General features: G+C 62.1%; 20 protein-coding genes and 1 pseudogene. 17 read left to right on the forward strand and 4 right to left on the reverse strand.

Features of this window, described 5'->3' with window-relative positions:
- Positions 1-93 precede the first annotated feature (93 nt).
- The 5 genes from gyrB to SynM161_RS00540 all read left to right on the forward strand — a co-directional run bounded on the left by gyrB (position 94) and on the right by SynM161_RS00540 (position 4,419).
- Positions 94-2,061, forward strand: a complete 1,968-nt coding sequence (gyrB, locus tag SynM161_RS00520) for a DNA topoisomerase (ATP-hydrolyzing) subunit B (protein WP_186541658.1) — start codon at positions 94-96, stop codon at positions 2,059-2,061.
- On the forward strand, positions 2,061-2,396 hold the full coding sequence (locus tag SynM161_RS00525) for an SH3 domain-containing protein (protein WP_186541659.1): 336 nt from the start codon (positions 2,061-2,063) through the stop codon (positions 2,394-2,396). Before gyrB ends, SynM161_RS00525 begins: the two co-directional genes overlap by 1 nt.
- Complete coding sequence (locus tag SynM161_RS00530) at positions 2,377-2,760, forward strand: CrcB family protein (RefSeq protein ID WP_186541660.1); 384 nt, start codon at positions 2,377-2,379, stop codon at positions 2,758-2,760. Before SynM161_RS00525 ends, SynM161_RS00530 begins: the two co-directional genes overlap by 20 nt.
- Entirely contained in the window at positions 2,753-3,130 is a 378-nt protein-coding gene (locus SynM161_RS00535) for a CrcB family protein (RefSeq protein WP_186541661.1), read from the forward strand. The genes SynM161_RS00530 and SynM161_RS00535 overlap by 8 nt, the downstream gene beginning before the upstream one ends.
- A 158-nt stretch (positions 3,131-3,288) precedes the next feature.
- On the forward strand, positions 3,289-4,419 hold the full coding sequence (locus SynM161_RS00540) for an acyltransferase (RefSeq protein WP_186541662.1): 1,131 nt from the start codon (positions 3,289-3,291) through the stop codon (positions 4,417-4,419).
- A 54-nt stretch (positions 4,420-4,473) separates the two neighbouring features.
- On the opposite strand, the gene SynM161_RS00545 is transcribed toward SynM161_RS00540, so the two are convergent.
- Positions 4,474-4,947: a glutathione peroxidase gene (locus SynM161_RS00545; RefSeq protein WP_186541663.1), complete on the reverse strand. Its 474-nt coding sequence runs from the start codon at positions 4,945-4,947 to the stop codon at positions 4,474-4,476.
- Between the two features lie 72 nt (positions 4,948-5,019).
- Between SynM161_RS00545 and mgtE the strand changes: the two genes are divergently transcribed.
- Both mgtE and SynM161_RS00555 read left to right on the forward strand, forming a co-directional pair.
- On the forward strand, positions 5,020-6,480 hold the full coding sequence (mgtE, locus tag SynM161_RS00550; protein WP_186541664.1) for a magnesium transporter: 1,461 nt from the start codon (positions 5,020-5,022) through the stop codon (positions 6,478-6,480).
- Positions 6,481-6,534: 54 nt separating this feature from the next.
- Positions 6,535-7,542 carry an RpoD/SigA family RNA polymerase sigma factor gene (locus tag SynM161_RS00555; protein ID WP_255441825.1) on the forward strand — a complete coding sequence of 336 codons (1,008 nt, stop codon included), beginning with the start codon at positions 6,535-6,537 and terminating at the stop codon, positions 7,540-7,542.
- On the opposite strand, the gene SynM161_RS00560 is transcribed toward SynM161_RS00555, so the two are convergent.
- A complete protein-coding gene (locus tag SynM161_RS00560) occupies positions 7,527-8,390 on the reverse strand; it encodes an alpha/beta fold hydrolase (protein ID WP_255442003.1) in 864 nt (287 codons plus the stop codon). The two genes, SynM161_RS00555 and SynM161_RS00560, sit on opposite strands and share 16 nt — an antisense overlap.
- 149 nt (positions 8,391-8,539) lie before the next feature.
- Here SynM161_RS00560 and mutT point away from each other — a divergent pair, with 149 nt between their 5' ends.
- Together mutT and SynM161_RS00570 are read left to right on the forward strand one after the other, a co-directional pair.
- Positions 8,540-9,667 (forward strand): 8-oxo-dGTP diphosphatase MutT, encoded by a 1,128-nt coding sequence (gene mutT, locus SynM161_RS00565; protein ID WP_186541666.1) that lies wholly within the window; start codon positions 8,540-8,542, stop codon positions 9,665-9,667.
- Between the two features lie 21 nt (positions 9,668-9,688).
- On the forward strand, positions 9,689-10,645 hold the full coding sequence (locus tag SynM161_RS00570; RefSeq protein WP_186541667.1) for a carbohydrate kinase: 957 nt from the start codon (positions 9,689-9,691) through the stop codon (positions 10,643-10,645).
- On the opposite strand, the gene tsaE is transcribed toward SynM161_RS00570, so the two are convergent.
- The gene (gene tsaE, locus SynM161_RS00575; protein WP_186542315.1) at positions 10,612-11,103 is read right to left on the reverse strand and encodes a tRNA (adenosine(37)-N6)-threonylcarbamoyltransferase complex ATPase subunit type 1 TsaE; all 492 of its coding nucleotides are present in this window, start codon (positions 11,101-11,103) and stop codon (positions 10,612-10,614) included. The two genes, SynM161_RS00570 and tsaE, sit on opposite strands and share 34 nt — an antisense overlap.
- A gap of 30 nt (positions 11,104-11,133) precedes the next feature.
- On the opposite strand from tsaE, the gene ahcY reads away from it, so the two are divergent.
- Both ahcY and SynM161_RS00585 read left to right on the forward strand, forming a co-directional pair.
- Positions 11,134-12,564, forward strand: coding sequence for an adenosylhomocysteinase (gene ahcY, locus SynM161_RS00580; RefSeq protein WP_114988039.1), 1,431 nt, complete (start codon positions 11,134-11,136; stop codon positions 12,562-12,564).
- Between the two features lie 71 nt (positions 12,565-12,635).
- Positions 12,636-13,295, forward strand: coding sequence for a DedA family protein (locus SynM161_RS00585; RefSeq protein ID WP_186541668.1), 660 nt, complete (start codon positions 12,636-12,638; stop codon positions 13,293-13,295).
- A gap of 33 nt (positions 13,296-13,328) precedes the next feature.
- Here SynM161_RS00585 and SynM161_RS00590 read toward each other — a convergent pair whose 3' ends face one another.
- Entirely contained in the window at positions 13,329-13,706 is a 378-nt protein-coding gene (locus SynM161_RS00590) for a single-stranded DNA-binding protein (RefSeq protein WP_114988041.1), read from the reverse strand.
- A gap of 142 nt (positions 13,707-13,848) precedes the next feature.
- Between SynM161_RS00590 and SynM161_RS00595 the strand changes: the two genes are divergently transcribed.
- From SynM161_RS00595 to lysS, 6 genes and pseudogenes are all read left to right on the forward strand, one after another.
- On the forward strand, positions 13,849-14,901 hold the full coding sequence (locus SynM161_RS00595) for a rod shape-determining protein (protein ID WP_115131659.1): 1,053 nt from the start codon (positions 13,849-13,851) through the stop codon (positions 14,899-14,901).
- A gap of 4 nt (positions 14,902-14,905) precedes the next feature.
- Positions 14,906-15,652, forward strand: a complete 747-nt coding sequence (gene mreC, locus SynM161_RS00600) for a rod shape-determining protein MreC (RefSeq protein ID WP_186541669.1) — start codon at positions 14,906-14,908, stop codon at positions 15,650-15,652.
- Between the two features lie 14 nt (positions 15,653-15,666).
- Positions 15,667-16,176: a rod shape-determining protein MreD gene (locus tag SynM161_RS00605; protein WP_186541670.1), complete on the forward strand. Its 510-nt coding sequence runs from the start codon at positions 15,667-15,669 to the stop codon at positions 16,174-16,176.
- Complete coding sequence (locus tag SynM161_RS00610; RefSeq protein WP_186541671.1) at positions 16,173-17,480, forward strand: ABC transporter substrate-binding protein; 1,308 nt, start codon at positions 16,173-16,175, stop codon at positions 17,478-17,480. The genes SynM161_RS00605 and SynM161_RS00610 overlap by 4 nt, the downstream gene beginning before the upstream one ends.
- 92 nt (positions 17,481-17,572) lie before the next feature.
- Positions 17,573-18,333: pseudogene (gene rpaB / locus SynM161_RS00615) on the forward strand (response regulator transcription factor RpaB).
- A gap of 44 nt (positions 18,334-18,377) precedes the next feature.
- Positions 18,378-19,886, forward strand: coding sequence for a lysine--tRNA ligase (gene lysS / locus SynM161_RS00620; RefSeq protein WP_186541672.1), 1,509 nt, complete (start codon positions 18,378-18,380; stop codon positions 19,884-19,886).
- Positions 19,887-19,902: the final 16 nt, after the last annotated feature.

The raw sequence follows: 19,902 nt of genomic DNA on the forward strand, positions 1-19,902 counted from the left end.
ATAGACAGCCGGTGGTAGATTGACATTGTCAGGTCGAGGTTTAGAGCCGTTGCGCCCGCCCATGACCCGGTTTCCTGGCTTGAGACTTTCTGAATGAGCGACGCTTCCAAGGTCCAGAACGCCTACGGCGCCGAGCAAATTCAGGTGCTGGAGGGGCTTGAGCCCGTACGCAAGCGTCCGGGCATGTACATCGGCTCCACCGGACCGCGGGGCCTGCACCATCTGGTGTACGAAGTTGTTGATAACTCGGTTGATGAAGCCCTGGCGGGCCATTGCGACCGCATTGTTGTGGTGCTGGGGGAAGACGGTTCCGCCTCGGTGAGCGACAACGGCCGCGGCATTCCCACCGATGTGCACCCGCGCACCGGCAAGAGCGCCCTGGAGACGGTGCTCACCGTGCTGCACGCCGGCGGCAAGTTCGGTGCCGGGGGATACAAGGTGTCTGGCGGTCTCCACGGCGTTGGCGTCTCGGTGGTGAACGCCCTGAGCGAATGGGTGCAGGTGACGGTGCGCCGTCAGGGCCAGGTGCATCGCCAGCGTTTTGAGCGCGGCGCGGCGATTGGCTCCCTGGCTTCAGAGTCCCAGCCCGCAGCGGAATCCGGTGAGACAGGCACCACCGTCTGCTTCAAACCTGACCTTGAAATCTTTACCGGCGGCATCGTCTTCGACTACGCCACCCTCTCGGCCCGTTTGAGGGAGCTGGCCTACCTCAACGGCGGCGTGCGGATCGTGTTCCGCGATGAGCGGGAGGCGGCCCGGGATGAGGAAGGGAATCCCCATGAAGAGACCTACTTCTACGAGGGCGGCATCAAGGAATACGTCGCCTACATGAACAAGGAGAAGGACGCCCTTCATCCGGACATCATTTACGTGAATTCCGAGAAGGACGGCGTTCAGGTGGAGGCAGCCCTGCAGTGGTGCTCCGATGCCTACTCCGACAGCATCCTTGGGTTTGCCAACAACATCCGCACCGTGGATGGCGGCACCCACATCGAAGGCCTGAAGACGGTGCTCACCCGCACCCTCAACGCCTTCGCCAAGAAGCTGGGCAAACGCAAGGAATCCGATTCCAACTTGGCGGGGGAGAACATCCGAGAAGGCCTGACAGCGGTGCTGTCGGTAAAAGTGCCGGAACCGGAATTTGAGGGTCAAACCAAGACCAAGCTCGGCAACACCGAAGTGCGCGGCATTGTCGACAACCTGGTGGGTGAAGCCCTCAGCCAGTTCCTTGAGTTCAATCCCTCCGTGATCAGCCTGATCCTGGAGAAGGCGATCCAGGCCTTCAATGCGGCTGAAGCCGCCCGCCGAGCCCGCGAATTGGTGCGGCGCAAGAGTGTTCTGGAGAGCTCAACCCTGCCCGGAAAACTGGCTGACTGCAGCTCCCGCGACCCCGGCGAATCCGAGATTTACATCGTGGAGGGCGACTCTGCTGGTGGCTCCGCCAAGCAGGGCCGCGACCGTCGCTTCCAGGCGATCCTGCCGCTGCGGGGCAAGATCCTCAACATCGAAAAGACCGACGACGCCAAGATCTACAAGAACACGGAGATTCAGGCACTGATCACCGCCCTTGGCCTGGGGATCAAGGGGGAGGACTTCGACGTGAAGAACCTCCGCTACCACCGGGTCGTGATCATGACCGATGCCGACGTGGACGGCGCCCACATCCGCACCCTGCTGCTCACCTTCTTCTATCGCTACCAGAAGGAGCTGGTGGAGGGCGGTTACATCTACATCGCCTGCCCGCCGCTCTACAAAGTTGAGCGCGGCAAGAACCACACCTATTGCTACAACGAGGGCGATCTGCAGAAGACCCTCGAAGGCTTCGGCGAGAAGGCTAATTACACGATCCAGCGCTTCAAGGGCCTTGGCGAAATGATGCCCAAACAGCTCTGGGAAACCACCATGGATCCCACCACTCGCACGATGAAGCGGGTGGAGATCGAAGATGCCCTCGAGGCCGATCGCATCTTCACGATCCTGATGGGTGACAAGGTGGCGCCCCGCCGGGAATTCATCGAAACCCACAGCGCCGAGCTGGACATGGCAGCCCTCGACATTTGATGACGGCTGATCGAACAGGGACTGTTTCTACAAGCAGTGTCCTTCGGTGGAGTTGGCTGCTGGGGGTGGCGTTAATGGCTCCGGCTGCCTTGCCGGCCGGTGGTGCTGACCGGCGTCAACCCCAACCTCGTCGTCGCGCTATCTCCGGGCCGTTGCACACCAATTCTGATCAACCTCTGCGCCTCAGCCCGTTGGCGGTAGCCCCACGGGTGAGCACCCTTAAGGCGGGATCCTCCCTGCGCCTGCTGCGGCGTTGGTCTTCAGCCGATGGCCAAGACTGGCTCCACGTGCAAACCCTCTCTGGAGATCAACGCCGTGGCTGGCTCCGCGCCTGAAGCTCTTTTGGTTGGGCTCGGGGCCATCCCCGGTGCCTGGCTGCGTTTGAAAGTAGTGAACCACTTTCAGCCGATGGTGCCGAAGAAGCACTGGGGGACCTTCTTGGTGAATGTGGTGGCTTGTTTCGCCCTTGGGCTGGTGCTGGCCCTCAGTGAAACCTGTGCCTCCAGCAGCGGTATTGCTTTGCTGATGGGTGTGGGCTTTTTCGGCAGCCTCAGCACGTTTTCCACCTTCGCTGTGGAGCTGCTGAACGAGCTCCGGGCCGGCCAGACGCTCATTGCTGTGGTGCTTGCGCTGGCCTCGATCGGGGTGGGCTTGCTGGCCTCTGCTTTGGGTTACGGACTGGGGGAGATCCATGCCTGAAATCCAACCAAGCCTGCAACTGGAACTGCAGGAGCTGCTGCTTGTTGGCGTGGGTGCTGTGCCCGGAGCCTTGCTGCGCTGGCAGCTGGCTCTGCATCTGGGGGATCAGAACCTGCTGGTGAATGTTCTGGGGGCTGCCCTCTTGGGCTTGTTGGCCGGGCTCCCGGCGGCCCCACGGCGACAGGTGCTGCTGGGAATTGGCTTTTGCGGCTCGCTCACCACCTTCAGCAGCTGGATGCTGGCGGCTACGAAGCACCTGAGTTCCGGTGATTGGGCCGCCGCTTTGGGTTTGATCGGGCTGACCCTTGGGCTGGGGGTGGGAGCGGCTGCACTGGGTTTTCAGCTCGGTCGGCGTGTTACACAAATCTGACCAAGCGGCAACATGTCAGTTATGAGAAGAACTCCGAGGTTTTGCTTTCCTGGTGTGCCAATAGGAATTTGTTGGCGATCTGTGAATCGATGCAGTCTTCTGTGTTGTGTGTTCAACAGTTTTGCTGTGTTGAGCCTCGAAAATAAATTAGGTGTGTTTTGAAGCAGTCTGCGTCTCGCTCTGTCTTTTATGAGGGCATCGATCTGCTTCGCGGTGGGGCAGTTTTTCTTGTTCTTTGGTCTCATGCCGGGATCGTTCTCCCTCATTCATTGCATGGAGCACTCGCTGCCCCATGGTTTCGCCCGGGCTTCTGGGGTGTTACGACTTTTTTTGCGATTAGTGGCTTTTTGGTGGTTGGGCAGTTAATTGATATTGCGACAGATAAGCGTGGTGAGTTGCTCAGGGCTTTTGTCCTTCGCCGTTGGTTCCGTACTGTTCCGACGTATTGGATTGTTCTTCTTTTATTGTTAGTTGCTGGCTCCATTGGTTGGCTGGGATGGAAAACTTGGTTGGCAAATATCTTTTTTCTGCAAGGCTCGATCTTTGTTCATGAGCCTAATTTACTATCTGTTTCGTGGAGCTTGGTCATTGAAGAATGGAGTTATCTTGTGTTTGCATTTGCTGTTTTTATCTTAATCTTTTTGAAGAGACGCCTTGCTCTCGGTAATGCTCAGGTGATGGCTATTGTGGGCGGGTTGTTGATCGCTTCGATTGTTTGTGCTTCGTTTGCACGTTATATTTTTATTGAAAATGGAGGCAGCGTTCGATCTCTGAAGCAGGATCTTTTTCTTCAGTCCGATGCTCTGGCATATGGAGGTTTATTGGCCTTGTTTATGCGAACGCGACCAAGAGATTTTGAGGTTTTGGCCTTGCGTCCAATCGCATTTTCGCGAATTTTTGCGTTAATGGCTGTTATCTCTGTGGCATCAATATCTGGCAACAGCTTGTTTCGATCCGTTTTAGAGCCTGTTCCAATTGGGCTTTCAGAATGGCTGTCATTTGGGTTCTACCCAATGGCTGGGCTATTAGCTTGTGCATTAATTGTAGGCTTTTGGGGCTTTGAATATTCGAGTTTGCCTAAAAGTTTATCTCAAATGATTAGAATTTTAAGTAAAATAAGTTACTCGGTTTATTTGCTTCACGTTCCGATCGCGCACATGGTTGCTGGATTTGAGCTGCCCTACTTACTTAAATTTGTGATGTATCTATTCGGCTCAATTCTTGTTGGATATACGAGTTGGATTCTGCTTGAAAAGCCCTTTATGCGGCTTCGTCGGCGCTTGGTTTGATGCTTATAAAGGTCAGCCAGGGGTTCTTGAGGGACCCCCGGCTTTTTGCTCGTCCTATGCCGCCAGCGCCGCCTCAATCGCCGACTTGAGATCTTCAGGGGTGACGCCGCTCTTGAAGCGGGAGATCACGATGCCGTCCTTGCCCACCAGGAACTTCTCGAAGTTCCACTCCACATCACCGGCGGGATCCATCTGGTTGAGCGTGGTGTAGGGCTCGGTGGTGCTTCCCTTGGCATGCACCTTGTCGAACAGTTCGAAGTCGGCGCCGTAGGTGGTGGAGCAGAAGCTCTTGATCTCATCCAGGGTGCCGGGTTCCTGGGCGCCGAAGTCGTTGCAGGGGAAACCCAGCACCGCCAGCCCCTTGGCGGCGTAAGCCTCGTTCAGGGCCTGCAGACCGGCGTACTGCTTGGTGAAGCCACAGCGGCTGGCCACGTTCACGATCAGCAGCACCTTGCCGGCGTAGTCGCCCAGGGATTTGCTGCTGCCGTCAGGGGTGGTGACGGAGACGGAGCTGACGCTGATCGCCATGGTGAAACAAGGATGGAGCGCAGAGGTTAACCGGCTGTAACGGCCATACACTGGGCTCCCGGCCGGAGGAGCATGACGGAGGCATCGGGGCTGAGCAGTGCTGGCGTGAGCGTGGAACCCGACTTGCTGGCCGAAGCGGTCTCACAGGAGCTCGCCGCGATGCTGCAGGCGGGCAATTACGACGCCGTGAAACTGCTGCTGGAACCGGTGCAGCCGGTGGACATCGCCGAGGCGATCGGCAGTCTTCCGGCCAACCTGCAGGCGATTGCCTTTCGCCTGCTCAGCAAGGACGAAGCCATCAGTGTTTACGAGTACCTCGACACCGCCACCCAGCAAAGCCTGCTGAGCCTGCTGCGCTCTGGCGAGATGCGGGAGGTGATGGAGGAGATGTCGCCGGATGATCGCGCCCGATTGTTTGAGGAGTTGCCGGCCAAGGTGGTGCGGCAGCTGCTCAGCGAGCTCAGTCCGGATGAACGGAAGGTGACGGCTGAGTTGCTGGGTTACCGCTCCGAAACGGCCGGTCGCTTGATGACGACCGAATACATCGCCTTCAAGGAAAACCAGACCGCCGCAGTGGCGCTGGAGATCGTGCGGCGGCGTGCTCGCGACACCGAGACGATTTATTCCCTCTATGTGACGGACGCCGAGCGACGCCTTACAGGGATCTTGTCGCTGCGGGATCTGGTCACAGCAGATCCCCAGGCCCGCATCGGTGATGTGATGACCGAGGAGGTGCTCAGCGTCAGCACTGACACCGACCAGGAAAAGGTGGCGCGCACGATTCAGCGTTACGACTTCCTCGCCGTTCCAGTGGTGGATCTGGAACAGCGTCTCGTGGGCATCGTCACGGTGGACGACGTGATCGACGTGATCGAGCAGGAGGCCACCCGTGATCTCTACGCCGCCGGCGCGGTGCAGGCCGGCGATGACGACGACTACTTCAGCAGCAATCTGTTCACCGTTGCCCGGCGCCGCGTGGTGTGGCTGGCGGTGCTGGTGCTGGCCAGCTTTTTCACCTCGGAGGTGATCGCCGCCAATGAAGACGTGCTGCAGCAGGTGGTGTTGCTGGCGGCGTTCATTCCCTTGCTCGGTGGCACCGGCGGCAACGTGGGGGCCCAAAGCTCCACGGTGGTGATCCGTGGTTTGAGCACCCAGAGCATTTCCAGCCTTGGCCCCTTGCGGGCCATTGGCCGCGAAGCCATGGCGGGGGCGTTGCTGGGGGTGTTGATGATGTTGCTGGTGGTTCCCTTTGCCTGGTGGCGTGGCGAAAGCGCACTGGTGGGACTCTCGGTGGGGATGAGCCTGCTGGCGATCACCACCCTGGCGGCCACGGCCGGTGCCGCGTTTCCGTTGCTGTTTGACCGCATGGGTCTGGATCCGGCATTGATGTCCACGCCCTTCATCACCACCTGCACGGATGTGGCGGGCACGCTGATCTACCTGAAGACGGCGGGATGGCTGCTGGTGCATCTGCCGCAGTTGGTGCAGGCCGCAGGTATTTCTACCCATTTCTTCACCTTCGGCATTTTCTGAGAGTCTGTTTACGTTTCTTAGGAGTACGCTTCACATAACTCAAAGAAGCGCCCCATGGCTCCGGCTGCGACCGCTGCTTCCAAGCCCAAAACTGCTGCGAAGGCTGCAAAAACAGTCACGGCAGACGTTGATCTGGTTCGTTCTTATTTGCGGGACATCGGACGTGTGCCGCTGCTGACCCACGAGCAGGAGATCACTCTGGGCCGCCAGGTGCAAGAGCTGATGGATCTGGAATCGCTCGAGTCGGAGCTGGAGAGCAAGGCGGGTGAGAAGCCCAGCCGTGACCAGCTGGCCAAGGCGTCCGGGCTGTCTTCGATGCAGCTCAAGCGCAAGTTGCAGCATGGCCGTCGCGCCAAGGAACGGATGGTGGCTGCCAACCTCCGGCTGGTGGTGAGCGTGGCCAAGAAGTACACCAAGCGGAACATGGAACTCCTGGACCTGATCCAGGAAGGCACCATCGGTCTGGTGCGTGGCGTGGAGAAGTTCGACCCGACCCGCGGTTACAAGTTTTCCACCTATGCCTATTGGTGGATTCGCCAGGGCATCACGCGGGCCATCGCGGAGAAGAGCCGCACGATCCGGCTGCCGATCCACATCACCGAGATGCTGAACAAGCTCAAAAAGGGTCAGCGAGAGCTGAGCCAGGAGCTGGGTCGCACGCCCACCGTCACCGAGCTGGCTGAGTTCGTCGAGCTGCCGGAAGACGACGTCAAGGATCTGATGTGCCGAGCCAGGCAGCCGGTGAGCCTGGAGATGAAGGTGGGAGATGGTGATGACACCGAACTGCTGGAGTTGCTCTCTGGCGATGGTGATCTGCCCAGCGATCAGGTGGAAGAGGATTGCCTCAAGGGCGACCTGCGCAGCCTTTTGGGCCAGCTGCCCCACCTGCAGGAGCAGGTGCTGCGGATGCGTTACGGCATGGATGGGGAAGATCCGATGAGCCTTACGGGCATCGGCCGGATCCTGGGCATGAGTCGCGACCGTGTTCGCAACCTCGAGCGTGATGGTTTGGCCGGTCTGCGCCGGGTGAGTGATCAAGTGGAGGCCTACGTCGCCTGCTGAATTGATTTTTTGTTGATCAGCCTTTGCAGCACCGGATTGACTTGATCCGGTGCTTCGTCGTGGGGGCAGTGGCCTGCGTTGTGAATCACTGAGAGGGATTGAACGCAGTTCAGGGTCTGGGCCCAGCGCTCGGCTTCAGCAATTGGCTCCCAGGGGTCGCGTTCGCCCCAGATCAGATCCACGGGGAGCTTGAGCTCTTCCATCAGTTGTGGTGCCAAGTAATCGTCGAACAGGTTGATGAATCCGCGGAAAGCCTCAGCGGCACCTTCGCGTTGGGTTGGTTGAAACAGCAGGTCCACCAGCTCGTCGTCGATGTTGGCGCCACTGGGATAAGCCTGCTTCAACACGCTGCGGATCACGCCGGGCCGTGCGGCATTGCGGAACAGCGCAGTGCTGAGCCAGCGCTGCCGCACCATCGTTTTCAGCAGCGGCCGGACCCATGCCATCCAGGCCGGTTGTGAGGCCAGTTGTTTGTCGTCCATCAAGCGCTGGGCGCAGTCGATCAGCACCACGCCACGGCAGCGCTCGCCGAGCAGTTGTGCGGCTCGCAGGGCAACGACCCCACCGATCGAGTTGCCCACCAGTCGCACCGGGCGATCGATGACTTGGCGGCAGAAGTCAGTCACCTGCTGCCCCCACAGATCAAAGCCGTAATGAACGGCATCCGCTGAAACGGATTCATCCTTCAAGCGAGCCCGAGGCTGATCGCTGCGCCCGAAACCGAGCAGATCGATGGCGTAGGTGGGCATCAGTTCGGCCAGTACCGGTTGGTTGAAGCGCCAGTGGTTGGTGTTGGCCCCGAAACCATGAATCAGCAACACGGCCTCTTCGGCATGGGGGTCGCCCATCAGGCTCCAGCCAATGGATCGCTCGTTCCAGCTCCAGAGGTTGTGGCTTGGGATCACGCCTTGGCTTGCTGCGCCCGTGCATCCTGGCGAGAGGAGCACTTGGATGACGGTCGTTGCTCGGGCCCTGTTCTGACGCCAATCGCGAACCCATGGATGCGTTGACCGAGGCCGAAGCTGCTGTTCTATCGACAGCCTTGCTGGCCTGGTGGGAGCGGCATGGCCGCGGCGGCATCCCCTGGAAGCAGTTGCCTGGCGGCGCGCGTCCAGCGCCGGACCAGGATCTCGATCCCTACGGCATCTGGATCGCCGAGGTGATGCTGCAGCAGACCCAGCTGGCCGTGGCTCTCCCCTACTGGACGCGTTGGATGGAGGCGTTTCCCTCTGTCGAGAGCCTGGCCGCGGCGTCTCTGGATGTGGTGCGGCTGCAGTGGCAGGGCCTGGGGTATTACTCGCGGGCGCGTCGGCTGCATGAGGCGGCGCAGCTGCTGGTGGGCCACCCGTGGCCGCACAGCTTGGAGGGTTGGATGGCCTTGCCGGGCATCGGTCGCACCACCGCCGGCAGCATCCTTTCCAGTGCGTTTAATGCACCGTTGCCGATCCTGGATGGCAACGTCAAACGGGTGCTGGCGCGATTGACGGCCCATCCGCGCCCACCGGCCCGTGACGATGCCTTGTTCTGGAGCTGGAGTGAGGCCCTGCTTGATCCGGTTCGGCCACGGGACACCAACCAGGCCTTGATGGACCTTGGGGCCACGCTTTGCACCCCCCTCCAGCCGGACTGCCACCGTTGCCCCTGGCAGCTGCACTGCGCTGCTTACGCTGCCGGCGATCCTTGCCGCTGGCCCGTGACCGACGCCCCCAAGCCCCTGCCCTTCCAGGTGATCGGTGTGGGGGTTGTGCTCAACGCGGCCGGGGAGGTGTTGATTGACCAGCGCCTGGAGGAAGGCCTGCTGGGGGGGATGTGGGAGTTCCCCGGTGGCAAACAGGAGCCGGGCGAAACGATCGAAACCTGCATCGCCCGCGAGTTGAAGGAGGAGCTGGGCATTGCGGTGACTGTCGGCGCTGAACTGATCACCGTTGATCACGCCTACAGCCACAAGAAGCTGCGCTTTGTGGTGCATCTCTGCGACTGGGTCTCGGGAGAGCCGCAGCCCCTTGCCAGTCAGCAGGTGCGTTGGGTGCGGCCGGAGGACCTGGGGAATTACGCCTTTCCGGCCGCCAATGCTCGGATCATTGCGGCGTTGCTTGGCAGCTTGGAAAGCTCTGCCCACCCTTAAGCAAAGTCCTGATGCGGTCGGATGGCGCTTGGTTCCGTTGTCGTTTGTCTCGGTGAAGCCCTGATTGACCGGCTCGGTCCACCGGGTGGTGATCCGGCGGTGGATCGTCCGGTCGAGGACCGTCTGGGAGGAGCGCCAGCGAATGTGGCCTGTGGCTTGGCCCGCTTGGGCACCCCTGTGGCTTTTGCTGGACGACTCGGCCAGGACGCCATTGGCACTGCCTTTTCCCGATTGTTTGTGGAGCGTGGTGTCGACACTGCGTTGTTGCAGCGGGATGCCGAGCGTCCCAGTCGCATCGTGCTGGTGCGCCGTGCGCGGGATGGGGAACGACAGTTTCAGGGCTTTGACGGAGATCAGGGGGCCGGCTTTGCCGACCAGGCGTTGGAGCCAGTTGCCCTACCCCCGGCCCGATGGTTGTTGATTGGCACGCTTCCGTTGGCAGCACCAACGTCGGCTTCGACGTTGTTGTCGGCCGTGCGCCAGGCCAGCAGCCAAGGCACGGCGATTGCCCTTGATGTGAACTGGCGCCCCACGTTCTGGGATGCCAGCGTTGATCCCGCGGCGGGTCCGTCGGCTGCGGCGAAGGCTGCGATTCAACCGCTCCTGGACCAGGCGGCCCTGATCAAGCTGGCGCGGGAGGAAGCGCTCTGGTTGTTCAACAGCGACGATCCCGGCGCGATCCAGCAGGCCTTGCCCCAGCGGCCCGATGTGGTGGTCACCGATGGGGCGGCCCCGGTGCGCTGGCAATTGGGGGCTGATTGCGGTCAGCAGGTCGCCTTTCAGCCCCCCAGTGTCGTCGACACCACCGGTGCCGGTGATGCCTTCACGGCCGGGCTGTTGCACCGCTGGGCCGCCGCGCCCCAGGAGCGCATTCGCTTTGCGGCTGCCTGTGGTGCTCTGGTCTGCGGCGGGGCCGGTGGCATTGATCCCCAGCCCACGCAGGCTCAGGTGGAGGCCTTTCTGGGAGAGGTGAGCTGAGCGAGCCGCCCTTCGTCTTGATGGCGAAGCTCCAGGTGCCAGGCCTCGGCCAGATCGAGCCCCAGCCGTTCCGGCCACTCCACGGCCATCAACGCCCCGGTGGCGCTGGCCTCCTCCTCCTCCTGAAGAAACAGTTCATCGGCAGAGGCCGGTTGCTCCAGGCGATAGAGATCAAGGTGCACCAGCTGTGGTTCCCCCTGGGGGTAGTGCTGGGCCAGGGCAAAAGTGGGGCTGGTGATCGCCTCGCTGATCCCGAGGCCCTCGGCCAGGCCCTGCACCAATGATGTTTTGCCGGCGCCAAGGGGCCCGCTCAACAGGAGAATTGCTCCCGTTGGAAGCTCGCGCGCCAGCAATCGGCCCAGGGCCCGGGTGGTCTCAAGGGTCTCAAGAGCCCAGACATGCCCTGTAGAGTCCGACTCAAGCGAGCCCGAAGCCTCGGCGTCTCTGCAGAGATTCAACTCCACGATTCATTAGGGAGCACCGAAACCATGGTGGCAGCGCCCACGTCCCCGGCTGAGCTGAAGCTCGGCGTTGATTGCGTTATTGCCGATATCAATCAGGCCGATTTCGGCCGCAAGGAACTCGACATTGCCGAGACCGAGATGCCCGGTCTGATGGCGCTGCGGGAGAAGTACGGCAGCGAGAAGCCCCTCAAGGGCGCCCGCATCGCCGGCTCCCTGCACATGACGATTCAGACCGCGGTTCTGATCGAGACCCTGGTGGAGCTCGGGGCTGAGGTGCGCTGGGCCTCCTGCAACATCTTCTCCACCCAGGATCACGCTGCTGCGGCCATTGCCGCCCAGGGCATTCCGGTCTTCGCCGTTAAAGGCGAGACCCTCGAGGAGTACTGGGACTACACCCACCGCATCCTCGAGTGGGGTGACGGCGGTTCTCCCAACATGATCCTGGACGATGGTGGCGATGCCACCGGTCTGGTGATGCTGGGCAGCAAGGCCGAGCAGGACATCACCGTTCTGGACAACCCCGGCAACGAAGAGGAGACCTTCCTGTTCGCTTCGATCAAGAAGAAGCTGGCCCAGGACCCCAGCTTCTATTCGCGCACCAAGGCTCAGATTCAGGGCGTGACCGAGGAGACCACCACAGGTGTGGCACGTCTGTACAAGATGCAGAAGAGCGGTGAGCTGCCCTTCCCCGCCATCAACGTCAACGACTCGGTCACCAAGAGCAAGTTCGACAACCTCTACGGCTGCCGCGAGTCACTGGTGGACAGCATCAAGCGCGCCACCGATGTGATGGTGGCGGGCAAGCAGGCCCTGGTGATCGGCTACGGCGATGTGGGCAAGGGTTCCGCCCAGTCCCTGCGCGGCCTCGGTGCCACCGTCTGCATTGCGGAAGTGGATCCCATCTGCGCGCTGCAGGCGGCCATGGAGGGCTACCGCGTCGTGCGTCTTGAGGACGTGGTCGAAGACATGGACATCTTCGTCACCGCCACCGGCAACTACCAGGTGATCCGCAACGAGCACCTGGTGAAGATGAAGGACGAGGCCATTGTCTGCAACATCGGCCACTTCGACAACGAGATTGATGTCGCCTCCCTCAAGGAGTACGCGTGGGAGAACATCAAGCCGCAGGTGGATCACATCACCCTGCCCAGCGGCAACAAGATCATCCTGCTGGCGGAAGGCCGCCTGGTGAATCTGGGCTGCGCCACCGGCCACCCCAGCTTTGTGATGAGCAACTCCTTCACCAACCAGGTGCTGGCTCAGATCGAGCTGTTCACCAAGGGCGATGAGTACGCCAAGGAGGTGTACGTGCTGCCCAAGCATCTCGATGAGATGGTGGCTCGCCTGCACCTCGGTCGCATCGGGGCCAAGCTCACCGAGCTCAGCAAAGACCAGGCCGACTACATCAATGTGCCCGTGGAAGGTCCCTACAAGCCCGACCACTACCGCTACTGATCACGATCCAGCGGATCGGAACCTGATCCTTACGGCCCCATGGAAGACTTGCGCGATCAAGCGCAGTCTCCATGGGGCTTTCCGATCTGATCACACAACTGCCGGAGTTGATCGGCCAGGCGGTTGAGGCGAATCAGTGGCTGGGTTACACCGCGATCTTCGCGGCGATGTTTCTTGAGAATCTGTTCCCGCCGATTCCGTCTGAGCTGATCATGCCCCTCGGGGGCTTTTATGTGCAGCAGGGTCAGCTGGATCTGGTGCCTGTGGTGCTGGCCGGTTTGCTGGGCACGGTGCTTGGTGCCCTGCCCTGGTACGGGGTCGGTCGCTTGATCAACGAGGAACGGATCGAAGCCTGGTTGCAACGTCACGGTCGCTGGATCGGCATCAGTGCCGATGAGTTGGCCCGCAGCCGCCGCTGGTTCAGCCGTTACGGCACCGCCCTGGTGTTCTGGGGGCGTTTGGTGCCTGGCATTCGCACGCTGATCTCGGTCCCGGCGGGCATTGAAATGATGCCGATGGCGCCGTTTCTGCTCTGGACCACCGCTGGCAGCCTGATCTGGACGGCCCTGCTCACCGTGGCCGGCATGGTTCTCGGAGAGGGCTACAGCAACGTTGAGCTCTGGATTGACCCGGTCTCCAAGGCTGTGAAGGTGTTGCTGGTGGTGTCGCTGCTGGCGGGCGCGATCTGGTTGGTTCTGCGCATCTGGCGCCGGCGTCAGTCGTCCGACTGATCACCGGCGCGAGGGTTTCCCTGGGGGAGAGGATCAGAAGGGGATGTCCTCATCGGAGGCCTGGCCGCCAAAGCTGCCTGCGGCCTCCTGGTTGTCCCGTTTGGAGCCGAGCAGTTCGAGCCGATCCACACGGACCACGGGCTTGCTGCGCTCTTCGCCGCTGGCACGGTCGGTCCAGCGGTCCAGCTTGAAGCTGCCGATGATGCCGAGCAAGGAGCCCTTCTTCACGTAATCCGCAGCAACCTGGGCCTGCTTGCCCCAGATCTCGAGGTTGAACCAGTCGGGTTCATCGTCGCGGCTGCGACGGTTCACCGCCATGGTGAGGTTGGCCACCATGCTGCCGGACTCGAAGTAACGCACTTCGGGATCGCGGCCGGCACGGCCGACGAGGGTGACGGAATTAACGCCCATAGACAATTCATCTCCTGAATTTGGATTCATGATGCGGCACCGGTTGGGTGACTGCTTTTAAGGAGTTCCACCCAAGCCGCTGGGTGTAACAGGCAACCGCTGAGAACGCCCCTATGATCCGGCGGTCTTAATTGCGGTGTCTGTGTTCTTTCGTCGTTTCCAGCTGTCGCGCGACATCGGCATCGACCTGGGCACCGCCAACACCCTGATCTACGTTTCCGGCCGGGGAATCGTGCTGCAGGAGCCATCAGTGGTGGCTCTTGATCTCGAGCGTGGCACCACCATGGCTGTGGGCGATGAAGCCAAATTGATGCTCGGCCGCACGCCTGGAAACATCCGGGCCGTTCGTCCGCTGCGTGATGGGGTGATCGCGGATTTCGATGCCGCTGAGCAAATGCTCAAAACCTTCATCACCAAGGGCAATGAGGGCCGCGGCATCATGGCCCCACGTCTGGTGGTGGGCATCCCCAGTGGCGTGACGGGTGTGGAGCGTCGCGCCGTCCGTGAAGCCGGGATGGCTGGGGCGCGCGAGGTTCACCTGATTGATGAGCCGGTGGCAGCTGCCATCGGTGCTGGCCTTCCGGTCACTGAGCCTGTTGGGACGATGATTGTTGATATCGGCGGCGGCACTACTGAGGTGGCGGTGTTGAGCCTGGGCGGAACGGTGCTGAGTGAATCCGTCCGCGTTGCCGGCGATGAGATCAGCGACTCCATCAGCGTCTACCTCAAAAAGGTGCACAACATGGTGGTGGGTGAGCGCACGGCCGAGGAAATCAAGATCCGCATCGGCTCCGCCTTCCCCGACGACGAGTTCGATCAGCAGTCCATGGATGTGCGGGGTCTCCACCTGCTCTCCGGTTTGCCGCGCACCATCAATCTCAAGGCCGGTGATCTGCGGGAAGCCATCGCCGAACCGCTCAATGTGATTGTGGAAGCGGTGAAGCGCACCCTGGAGCGCACACCCCCTGAGCTGGCGGCCGACATCGTGGATCGCGGCATCATGCTGGCTGGCGGTGGTGCGTTGGTGCGGGGCATCAGCGACCTGATCAGCCATGAGACCGGCATCTTTGTGCACATCGCCGAAGACCCACTGCTCTGCGTGGTGAACGGATGTGGTCAGGTGCTGGAGGATTGGAAACGCCTGCAGCGGGTGGTCGACACCCCCGAATTCGTCCGCGCTGCGGCAGGCGTCTGAAGTCATGGCCCCGACGCTCCGTCCCGGCAAGAGCCGCTGGCGCGGATTGGGGCAACTCACCCCCTGGCTGCTGCTTGTGGCCGGGCTGTTGATGGTGCGTCTGAGCAAGGGCGCTGGTTTCAGCGATGCCTATGCCCTGCTCAGCCGTCCGTTCTGGCCTGGGTCTGCCCAGCGGGAATGGGTCATGGCTGCAGCGGATTTGGAGGAGCGCTCTCGCCTGCAGCTGCTGGAAGAGGACAACCGGCGCTTGCGCACTCTGCTGGAGCTCAAGCAACAAGGATCAGCGCAAGGAAAAGTCTCGGCTGCAGTGATCTCCCGCTCGCCGCGGGGATGGTGGCAGCAATTGCAACTGGGCAAGGGCTCGCTGCAGGGCATCGGTCGGAGCGATGCGGTTCTTGGCCCCGGCGGTTTGGTGGGTCGCATCGACAGTGTCACCCCCGCCACGGCGCGGGTGAAGTTGCTCACCGCCCCGGGCCATGAGATCGGCGTCTGGCTGCCCCGCAGCCGCCGTCATGGGTTGCTGGTGGGCCGCGGCAACAGCCGTCTGTCGCTTCGTTTCATCGACAAGGACCCCAACGTGCGGCCAGGGGATCTTGTGGCCACGTCCCCGGCCAGCACCCTGTTGCCCCCCAACGTGCCGGTGGGGGTGATCCAGTCGGTGGACGAACAGGCTGTTCCTGCACCGGTCGCTGTGGTGCAGTTGATCGCAGCACCGGAGGCGATCGACTGGGTGCAAGTGCAGACCCGTTGAGATGAACCACTGAAATGACGCGTCTGCACCGCCAACCGATCTGTGTGGCCTCAGCCTTGGTGGTGCCGTTTCTCGCCCTGGCGTCGCCGCCTTGGTTGGCCATCGATGGGGTTGGGCCTGCCTGGGCCGTTCTCTGGCTGTTGCCCTGGGCTCTCGTGGATGGTCCGTTGTCGGGGGCGTTGTCGGGTGTGGCGTTGGGGCTGGTGCTGGATGGTCTCAATCTGGGCGGTGTCAGTCAGGTGCCGGCGTTGCTGTTGCTGGGCTGGTGGTGGGGACGGCTGGGGCGGCGTGCAGCGCCGATCCAGCGCAGCCTGAATCTGGGCTTGTTGGCCTGGCTCGGGTCCGTGGGTCTTGGTTTGTCGTTGATCCTTCAGCTCTGGTGGCGTCAAGGAGGAGTGTTGGATCCCCTCACCCAGAGCTGGGGCCTGCAGACCCTCTGGTGCCAGGCCCTGGTGACGGGTTTGCTGGCGCCGGTGTTGGTGTCGTTGCAGTTGCTGCTCTGGCGCAGGAGGGTTCCCTCATGAGGCTGACGCGTCGGGATCTGCTGCTGGGGACAGCGGCGATGGGACTGGCGGCTTGCGGCCCGAGGACCCCACAGACCAGGGCCCTGGAGTTGTGGACCCTGCAATTGGCTCCCAAGTTCAACCCCTATTTCGCCGATGTTCTGGGGGCCTGGGGCGGCGTCCATCCCGATGCGCCTGTGCGCTGGACGGATCTTCCCTGGGGGTCCGTGGAACGCAAGTTGTTGGCGGCGGTGTTTGCGCGCACGGCCCCGGATGTGGTGAACCTCAATCCGCCCTTCGCGGCCAATCTGGCCAGCAAGGGGGGACTGGCTGACTTGACCCCGCTGCTGCCGGCTGCTGCCGCTGGCCGTTATCTGCCCTCGGTGTGGCAGGCCTGCCGTGACCCCGATGCCGGGCAGATCGCTGTGCCCTGGTACCTCACGGTGCGGCTGAGCCTGGTGAACCGGGCGCTGTTGGATCAAGCCGGCATTGCTGCTCCGCCCAGCCGCTGGGAGCAGGTGCCGGCCTTCGCCCGTCGGATCCGCGAGCGCACGGGTCGTTATGGCTTGTTTCTCACCACCGTTCCGGACGACTCGGCCGAGCTCCTGGAAACCCTGGTGCAGATGGGAGTGACCCTGCTGGATTCCCAACGCAGGGCCGCCTTCGACAGCCCTGCGGGGTTCCGGGCCTTTCGTTTCTGGAGTGATCTCTACCGGGAGGGGTTGTTGCCCCGGGAGGTGGTGAGTCAGGGGCAACGTCGGGCGATCGAGTTGTTCCAGAGCGGTGATCTGGCCCTGGCGGCCACGGGGGCGGAATTCCTGCGCAGCATTCAGACCAATGCGCCCGGGGTGGCCGCGGTGACAGAGCCCCATGCCCCAGTGACCGGTGCCGATGGCACAGCCAATGTGGCTCTGATGACGTTGGCAGTGCCGCGTCAGAGCCAGCGCGCCCAGAAGGCTGTGGATCTTGCGCTGTTCCTGACCAATGCTGATCAACAGGCGCGCTTCGCGGCTGAGGCCCGGGTGTTGCCGTCGTCGTTGGAGGCCTTGGCCCGGGTGCGCGCTGAATTGGAGGATCAGGCGCCTGCCACGGCCGAGGAGCGTCAGATTCGCCAGGCCCGTTTGTTGTCGGCCAGCACGTTGGAACGAGCCAGGGTGTTGGTGCCGGCGCTGCCGGGGATCAAGCGCCTGCAGAAGATCATCTACACCCAGATGCAGCGGGCGATGTTGGCCCAGGTCAGCCCTGAGCAGGCCCTAACAGCGGCGGCATCGGAATGGAACCGTTACGCCCGTTCGCGCTGGCCTGAGGGCGCCGGCAATTCTTAAAACAATCGGTAAACCGGCTGCGCGCCAGGGTGTTTGCGTCGGTGTCCAGGCCCTGACCAGTAAGGTTGCAGCTCGTTAAGGGTTTGATTCGGATGACGGGCGACCTGCCCTCACAACCGAAAGCGACCATCCTTGTCGTTGATGACGAGGCTGCAGTCCGGCGCGTCTTGGTGATGCGCCTGCAGCTCTCGGGTTACCGCGTCATCTGTGCTGAGGACGGTGAACAGGCCCTGGAGATGTTCCACAACGAGTCCCCCGACCTGGTGGTGCTCGATGTGATGCTGCCCAAGCTGGATGGCTTTGCCGTCTGCCGCCGCTTGCGGGCTGAACCTGCGTGCCGATCATTTTCCTCTCCGCGGTTGAAGCGATCTCGGAGCGGGTGGCTGGCCTGGATCTGGGTGCCGACGACTACCTGCCCAAGCCCTTCAGCCCCAAGGAACTCGAGGCACGCATTGCCACGATTCTGCGCCGGGTGGGCCGGGGCAATGCGGTTGTTGAAAGCCGCGAACTGCCCACAGGACAGGGTGTTTTGCGTTTGGGCGATTTGGTGGTGGACACCAACCGACGCCAGGTCACCCGTGGATCGGAGCGCATCAACCTCACTTATACGGAGTTCAGCCTGCTGGAGTTGCTGTTCCGCGATCCCGGCCATGTGGTGCCACGGGCTGAAATCCTCGAGCAGCTCTGGGGTTATCCCCCTCGCCGTGCAGCCGATCTGCGCGTGGTGGATGTCTACGTGGCGCGTTTGCGAGGAAAACTGGAGCCTGACCCTCGCAATCCCGAGCTGATCCTCACGGTGCGCGGCATTGGTTACGCCTCCCAGCGCATGGGCGAAGCCTCCGCTGCCGGTTGACCAACCCGCGGGCGGGCAGGATGGCGCCCGACTGACCTGCTGCTGTGTCTGAGCTACGCGACACCCGTCTGGAAAAAGCCAAGACCTTGGAAGAGCTGGGGCAGGGCCCCTATGCCCTCACCTTCAGTCCCAGCCATCGCATGGCTGAGCTGCAGGAGACCCATGCCGATCTGCCCAAGGGGGAAGAGCGGGACGTCAGCGTTTCCGTGGCGGGACGGGTGATGACCCGCCGGGTGATGGGAAAGCTGGCCTTTTTCACCCTGGCGGATGAGACGGGCTCCATTCAGCTGTTCCTGGAGAAGGCGGGTCTCGAGGCCCAGCAGGAGGGCTGGTTCAAACAGATCACCACGCTGGTGGACAGTGGCGACTGGCTTGGGGTGAGCGGCACCCTGCGTCGCACCGACCGTGGCGAGCTGTCGGTGAAAGTGAGCGATTGGCGCATGCTCACCAAGGCGCTGCAGCCCCTTCCCGACAAGTGGCATGGTCTGGCCGACGTGGAGAAGCGCTACCGCCAGCGCTATCTGGATCTGGTGGTCTCCCCCGACAGCCGTGAGACCTTTCGTCGCCGCGCTCGCCTGGTGAGCGGCATTCGCCGCTGGCTCGATCAGCGTGATTTTCTCGAGATCGAGACCCCCGTGCTGCAGAGCGAACCCGGTGGTGCAGATGCTCGGCCGTTCGAGACCCACCACAACGCTCTCGACCTGCCCCTCACCCTGCGGATTGCGACGGAACTGCACCTGAAGCGCCTGGTGGTGGGTGGCTTTGAGCGGGTGTATGAGCTTGGCCGGATCTTCCGAAATGAAGGGGTCAGCACCCGCCACAACCCCGAGTTCACCTCGGTGGAGATTTATCAGGCCTACAGCGATTACCTCGGGATGATGGAGCTCACCGAGCAGATGGTCAGCGCGGTGTGCCAGGAGGTCTGCGGAATGACCACCATCACCTATCAGGGCACCGAGATCGATCTGGCTCCGCCGTGGCGGCGCGCCACCATGCATGAGCTTGTGCAGGACGCGACGGGGCTTGATTTCAACAGCTTCAGCAGCCGCGAGGAGGCGGCTGCGGCGATGACCGCCAAGTGCATGCATGCGCCTGAGCTGGCGGACTCGGTGGGCCGTCTGCTCAACGAAGCCTTTGAGCAAGCGGTGGAGACAACCCTGATTCAGCCCACCTTTGTTACCGATTACCCGGTGGAGATTTCGCCCCTGGCCCGGCCCCATCGGAGCAAGCCCGGCTTGGTGGAACGCTTTGAGTTGTTCATCGTCGGCCGTGAGCACGCCAATGCCTTCAGTGAGCTCACCGATCCCGTGGATCAACGCCAGCGCCTTGAGGCTCAGCAGGCGCGCAAGGCGGCGGGTGATTTGGAGGCCCAGGGGTTGGACGAGGATTTCGTCACGGCCCTGGAGGTGGGCATGCCCCCCACCGGAGGTCTGGGGATCGGCATCGACCGGCTGGTGATGCTGCTCACCGACAGCCCTTCGATTCGGGACGTGATCGCCTTCCCGCTGCTGCGGCCGGAGTCTCGCAAGGGAGAACCACCCTCAGTGGAATAATGGGAGGAGTGGCATG

This window comes from Synechococcus sp. M16.1, from assembly GCF_014279895.1.
Classification (GTDB): Bacteria; Cyanobacteriota; Cyanobacteriia; order PCC-6307; family Cyanobiaceae; genus Parasynechococcus.

Excerpts from the sequence above, each read along its gene's own strand:
- gyrB (WP_186541658.1), top strand. The coding sequence starts at position 94 with ATGAGCGACGCTTCCAAGGTCCAGAACGCCTACGGCGCCGAGCAAATT.
- SynM161_RS00525 (WP_186541659.1), top strand. The coding sequence starts at position 2,061 with ATGACGGCTGATCGAACAGGGACTGTTTCTACAAGCAGTGTCCTTCGG.
- SynM161_RS00535 (WP_186541661.1), top strand. The coding sequence starts at position 2,753 with ATGCCTGAAATCCAACCAAGCCTGCAACTGGAACTGCAGGAGCTGCTG.
- SynM161_RS00545 (WP_186541663.1), bottom strand. The coding sequence starts at position 4,947 with ATGGCGATCAGCGTCAGCTCCGTCTCCGTCACCACCCCTGACGGCAGC.
- mgtE (WP_186541664.1), top strand. The coding sequence starts at position 5,020 with ATGACGGAGGCATCGGGGCTGAGCAGTGCTGGCGTGAGCGTGGAACCC.
- SynM161_RS00555 (WP_255441825.1), top strand. The coding sequence starts at position 6,535 with ATGGCTCCGGCTGCGACCGCTGCTTCCAAGCCCAAAACTGCTGCGAAG.
- SynM161_RS00560 (WP_255442003.1), bottom strand. The coding sequence starts at position 8,390 with ATGGGCGACCCCCATGCCGAAGAGGCCGTGTTGCTGATTCATGGTTTC.
- mutT (WP_186541666.1), top strand. The coding sequence starts at position 8,540 with ATGGATGCGTTGACCGAGGCCGAAGCTGCTGTTCTATCGACAGCCTTG.
- SynM161_RS00570 (WP_186541667.1), top strand. The coding sequence starts at position 9,689 with ATGGCGCTTGGTTCCGTTGTCGTTTGTCTCGGTGAAGCCCTGATTGAC.
- ahcY (WP_114988039.1), top strand. The coding sequence starts at position 11,134 with ATGGTGGCAGCGCCCACGTCCCCGGCTGAGCTGAAGCTCGGCGTTGAT.
- SynM161_RS00585 (WP_186541668.1), top strand. The coding sequence starts at position 12,636 with ATGGGGCTTTCCGATCTGATCACACAACTGCCGGAGTTGATCGGCCAG.
- SynM161_RS00590 (WP_114988041.1), bottom strand. The coding sequence starts at position 13,706 with ATGGGCGTTAATTCCGTCACCCTCGTCGGCCGTGCCGGCCGCGATCCC.
- mreC (WP_186541669.1), top strand. The coding sequence starts at position 14,906 with ATGGCCCCGACGCTCCGTCCCGGCAAGAGCCGCTGGCGCGGATTGGGG.
- SynM161_RS00605 (WP_186541670.1), top strand. The coding sequence starts at position 15,667 with ATGACGCGTCTGCACCGCCAACCGATCTGTGTGGCCTCAGCCTTGGTG.
- SynM161_RS00610 (WP_186541671.1), top strand. The coding sequence starts at position 16,173 with ATGAGGCTGACGCGTCGGGATCTGCTGCTGGGGACAGCGGCGATGGGA.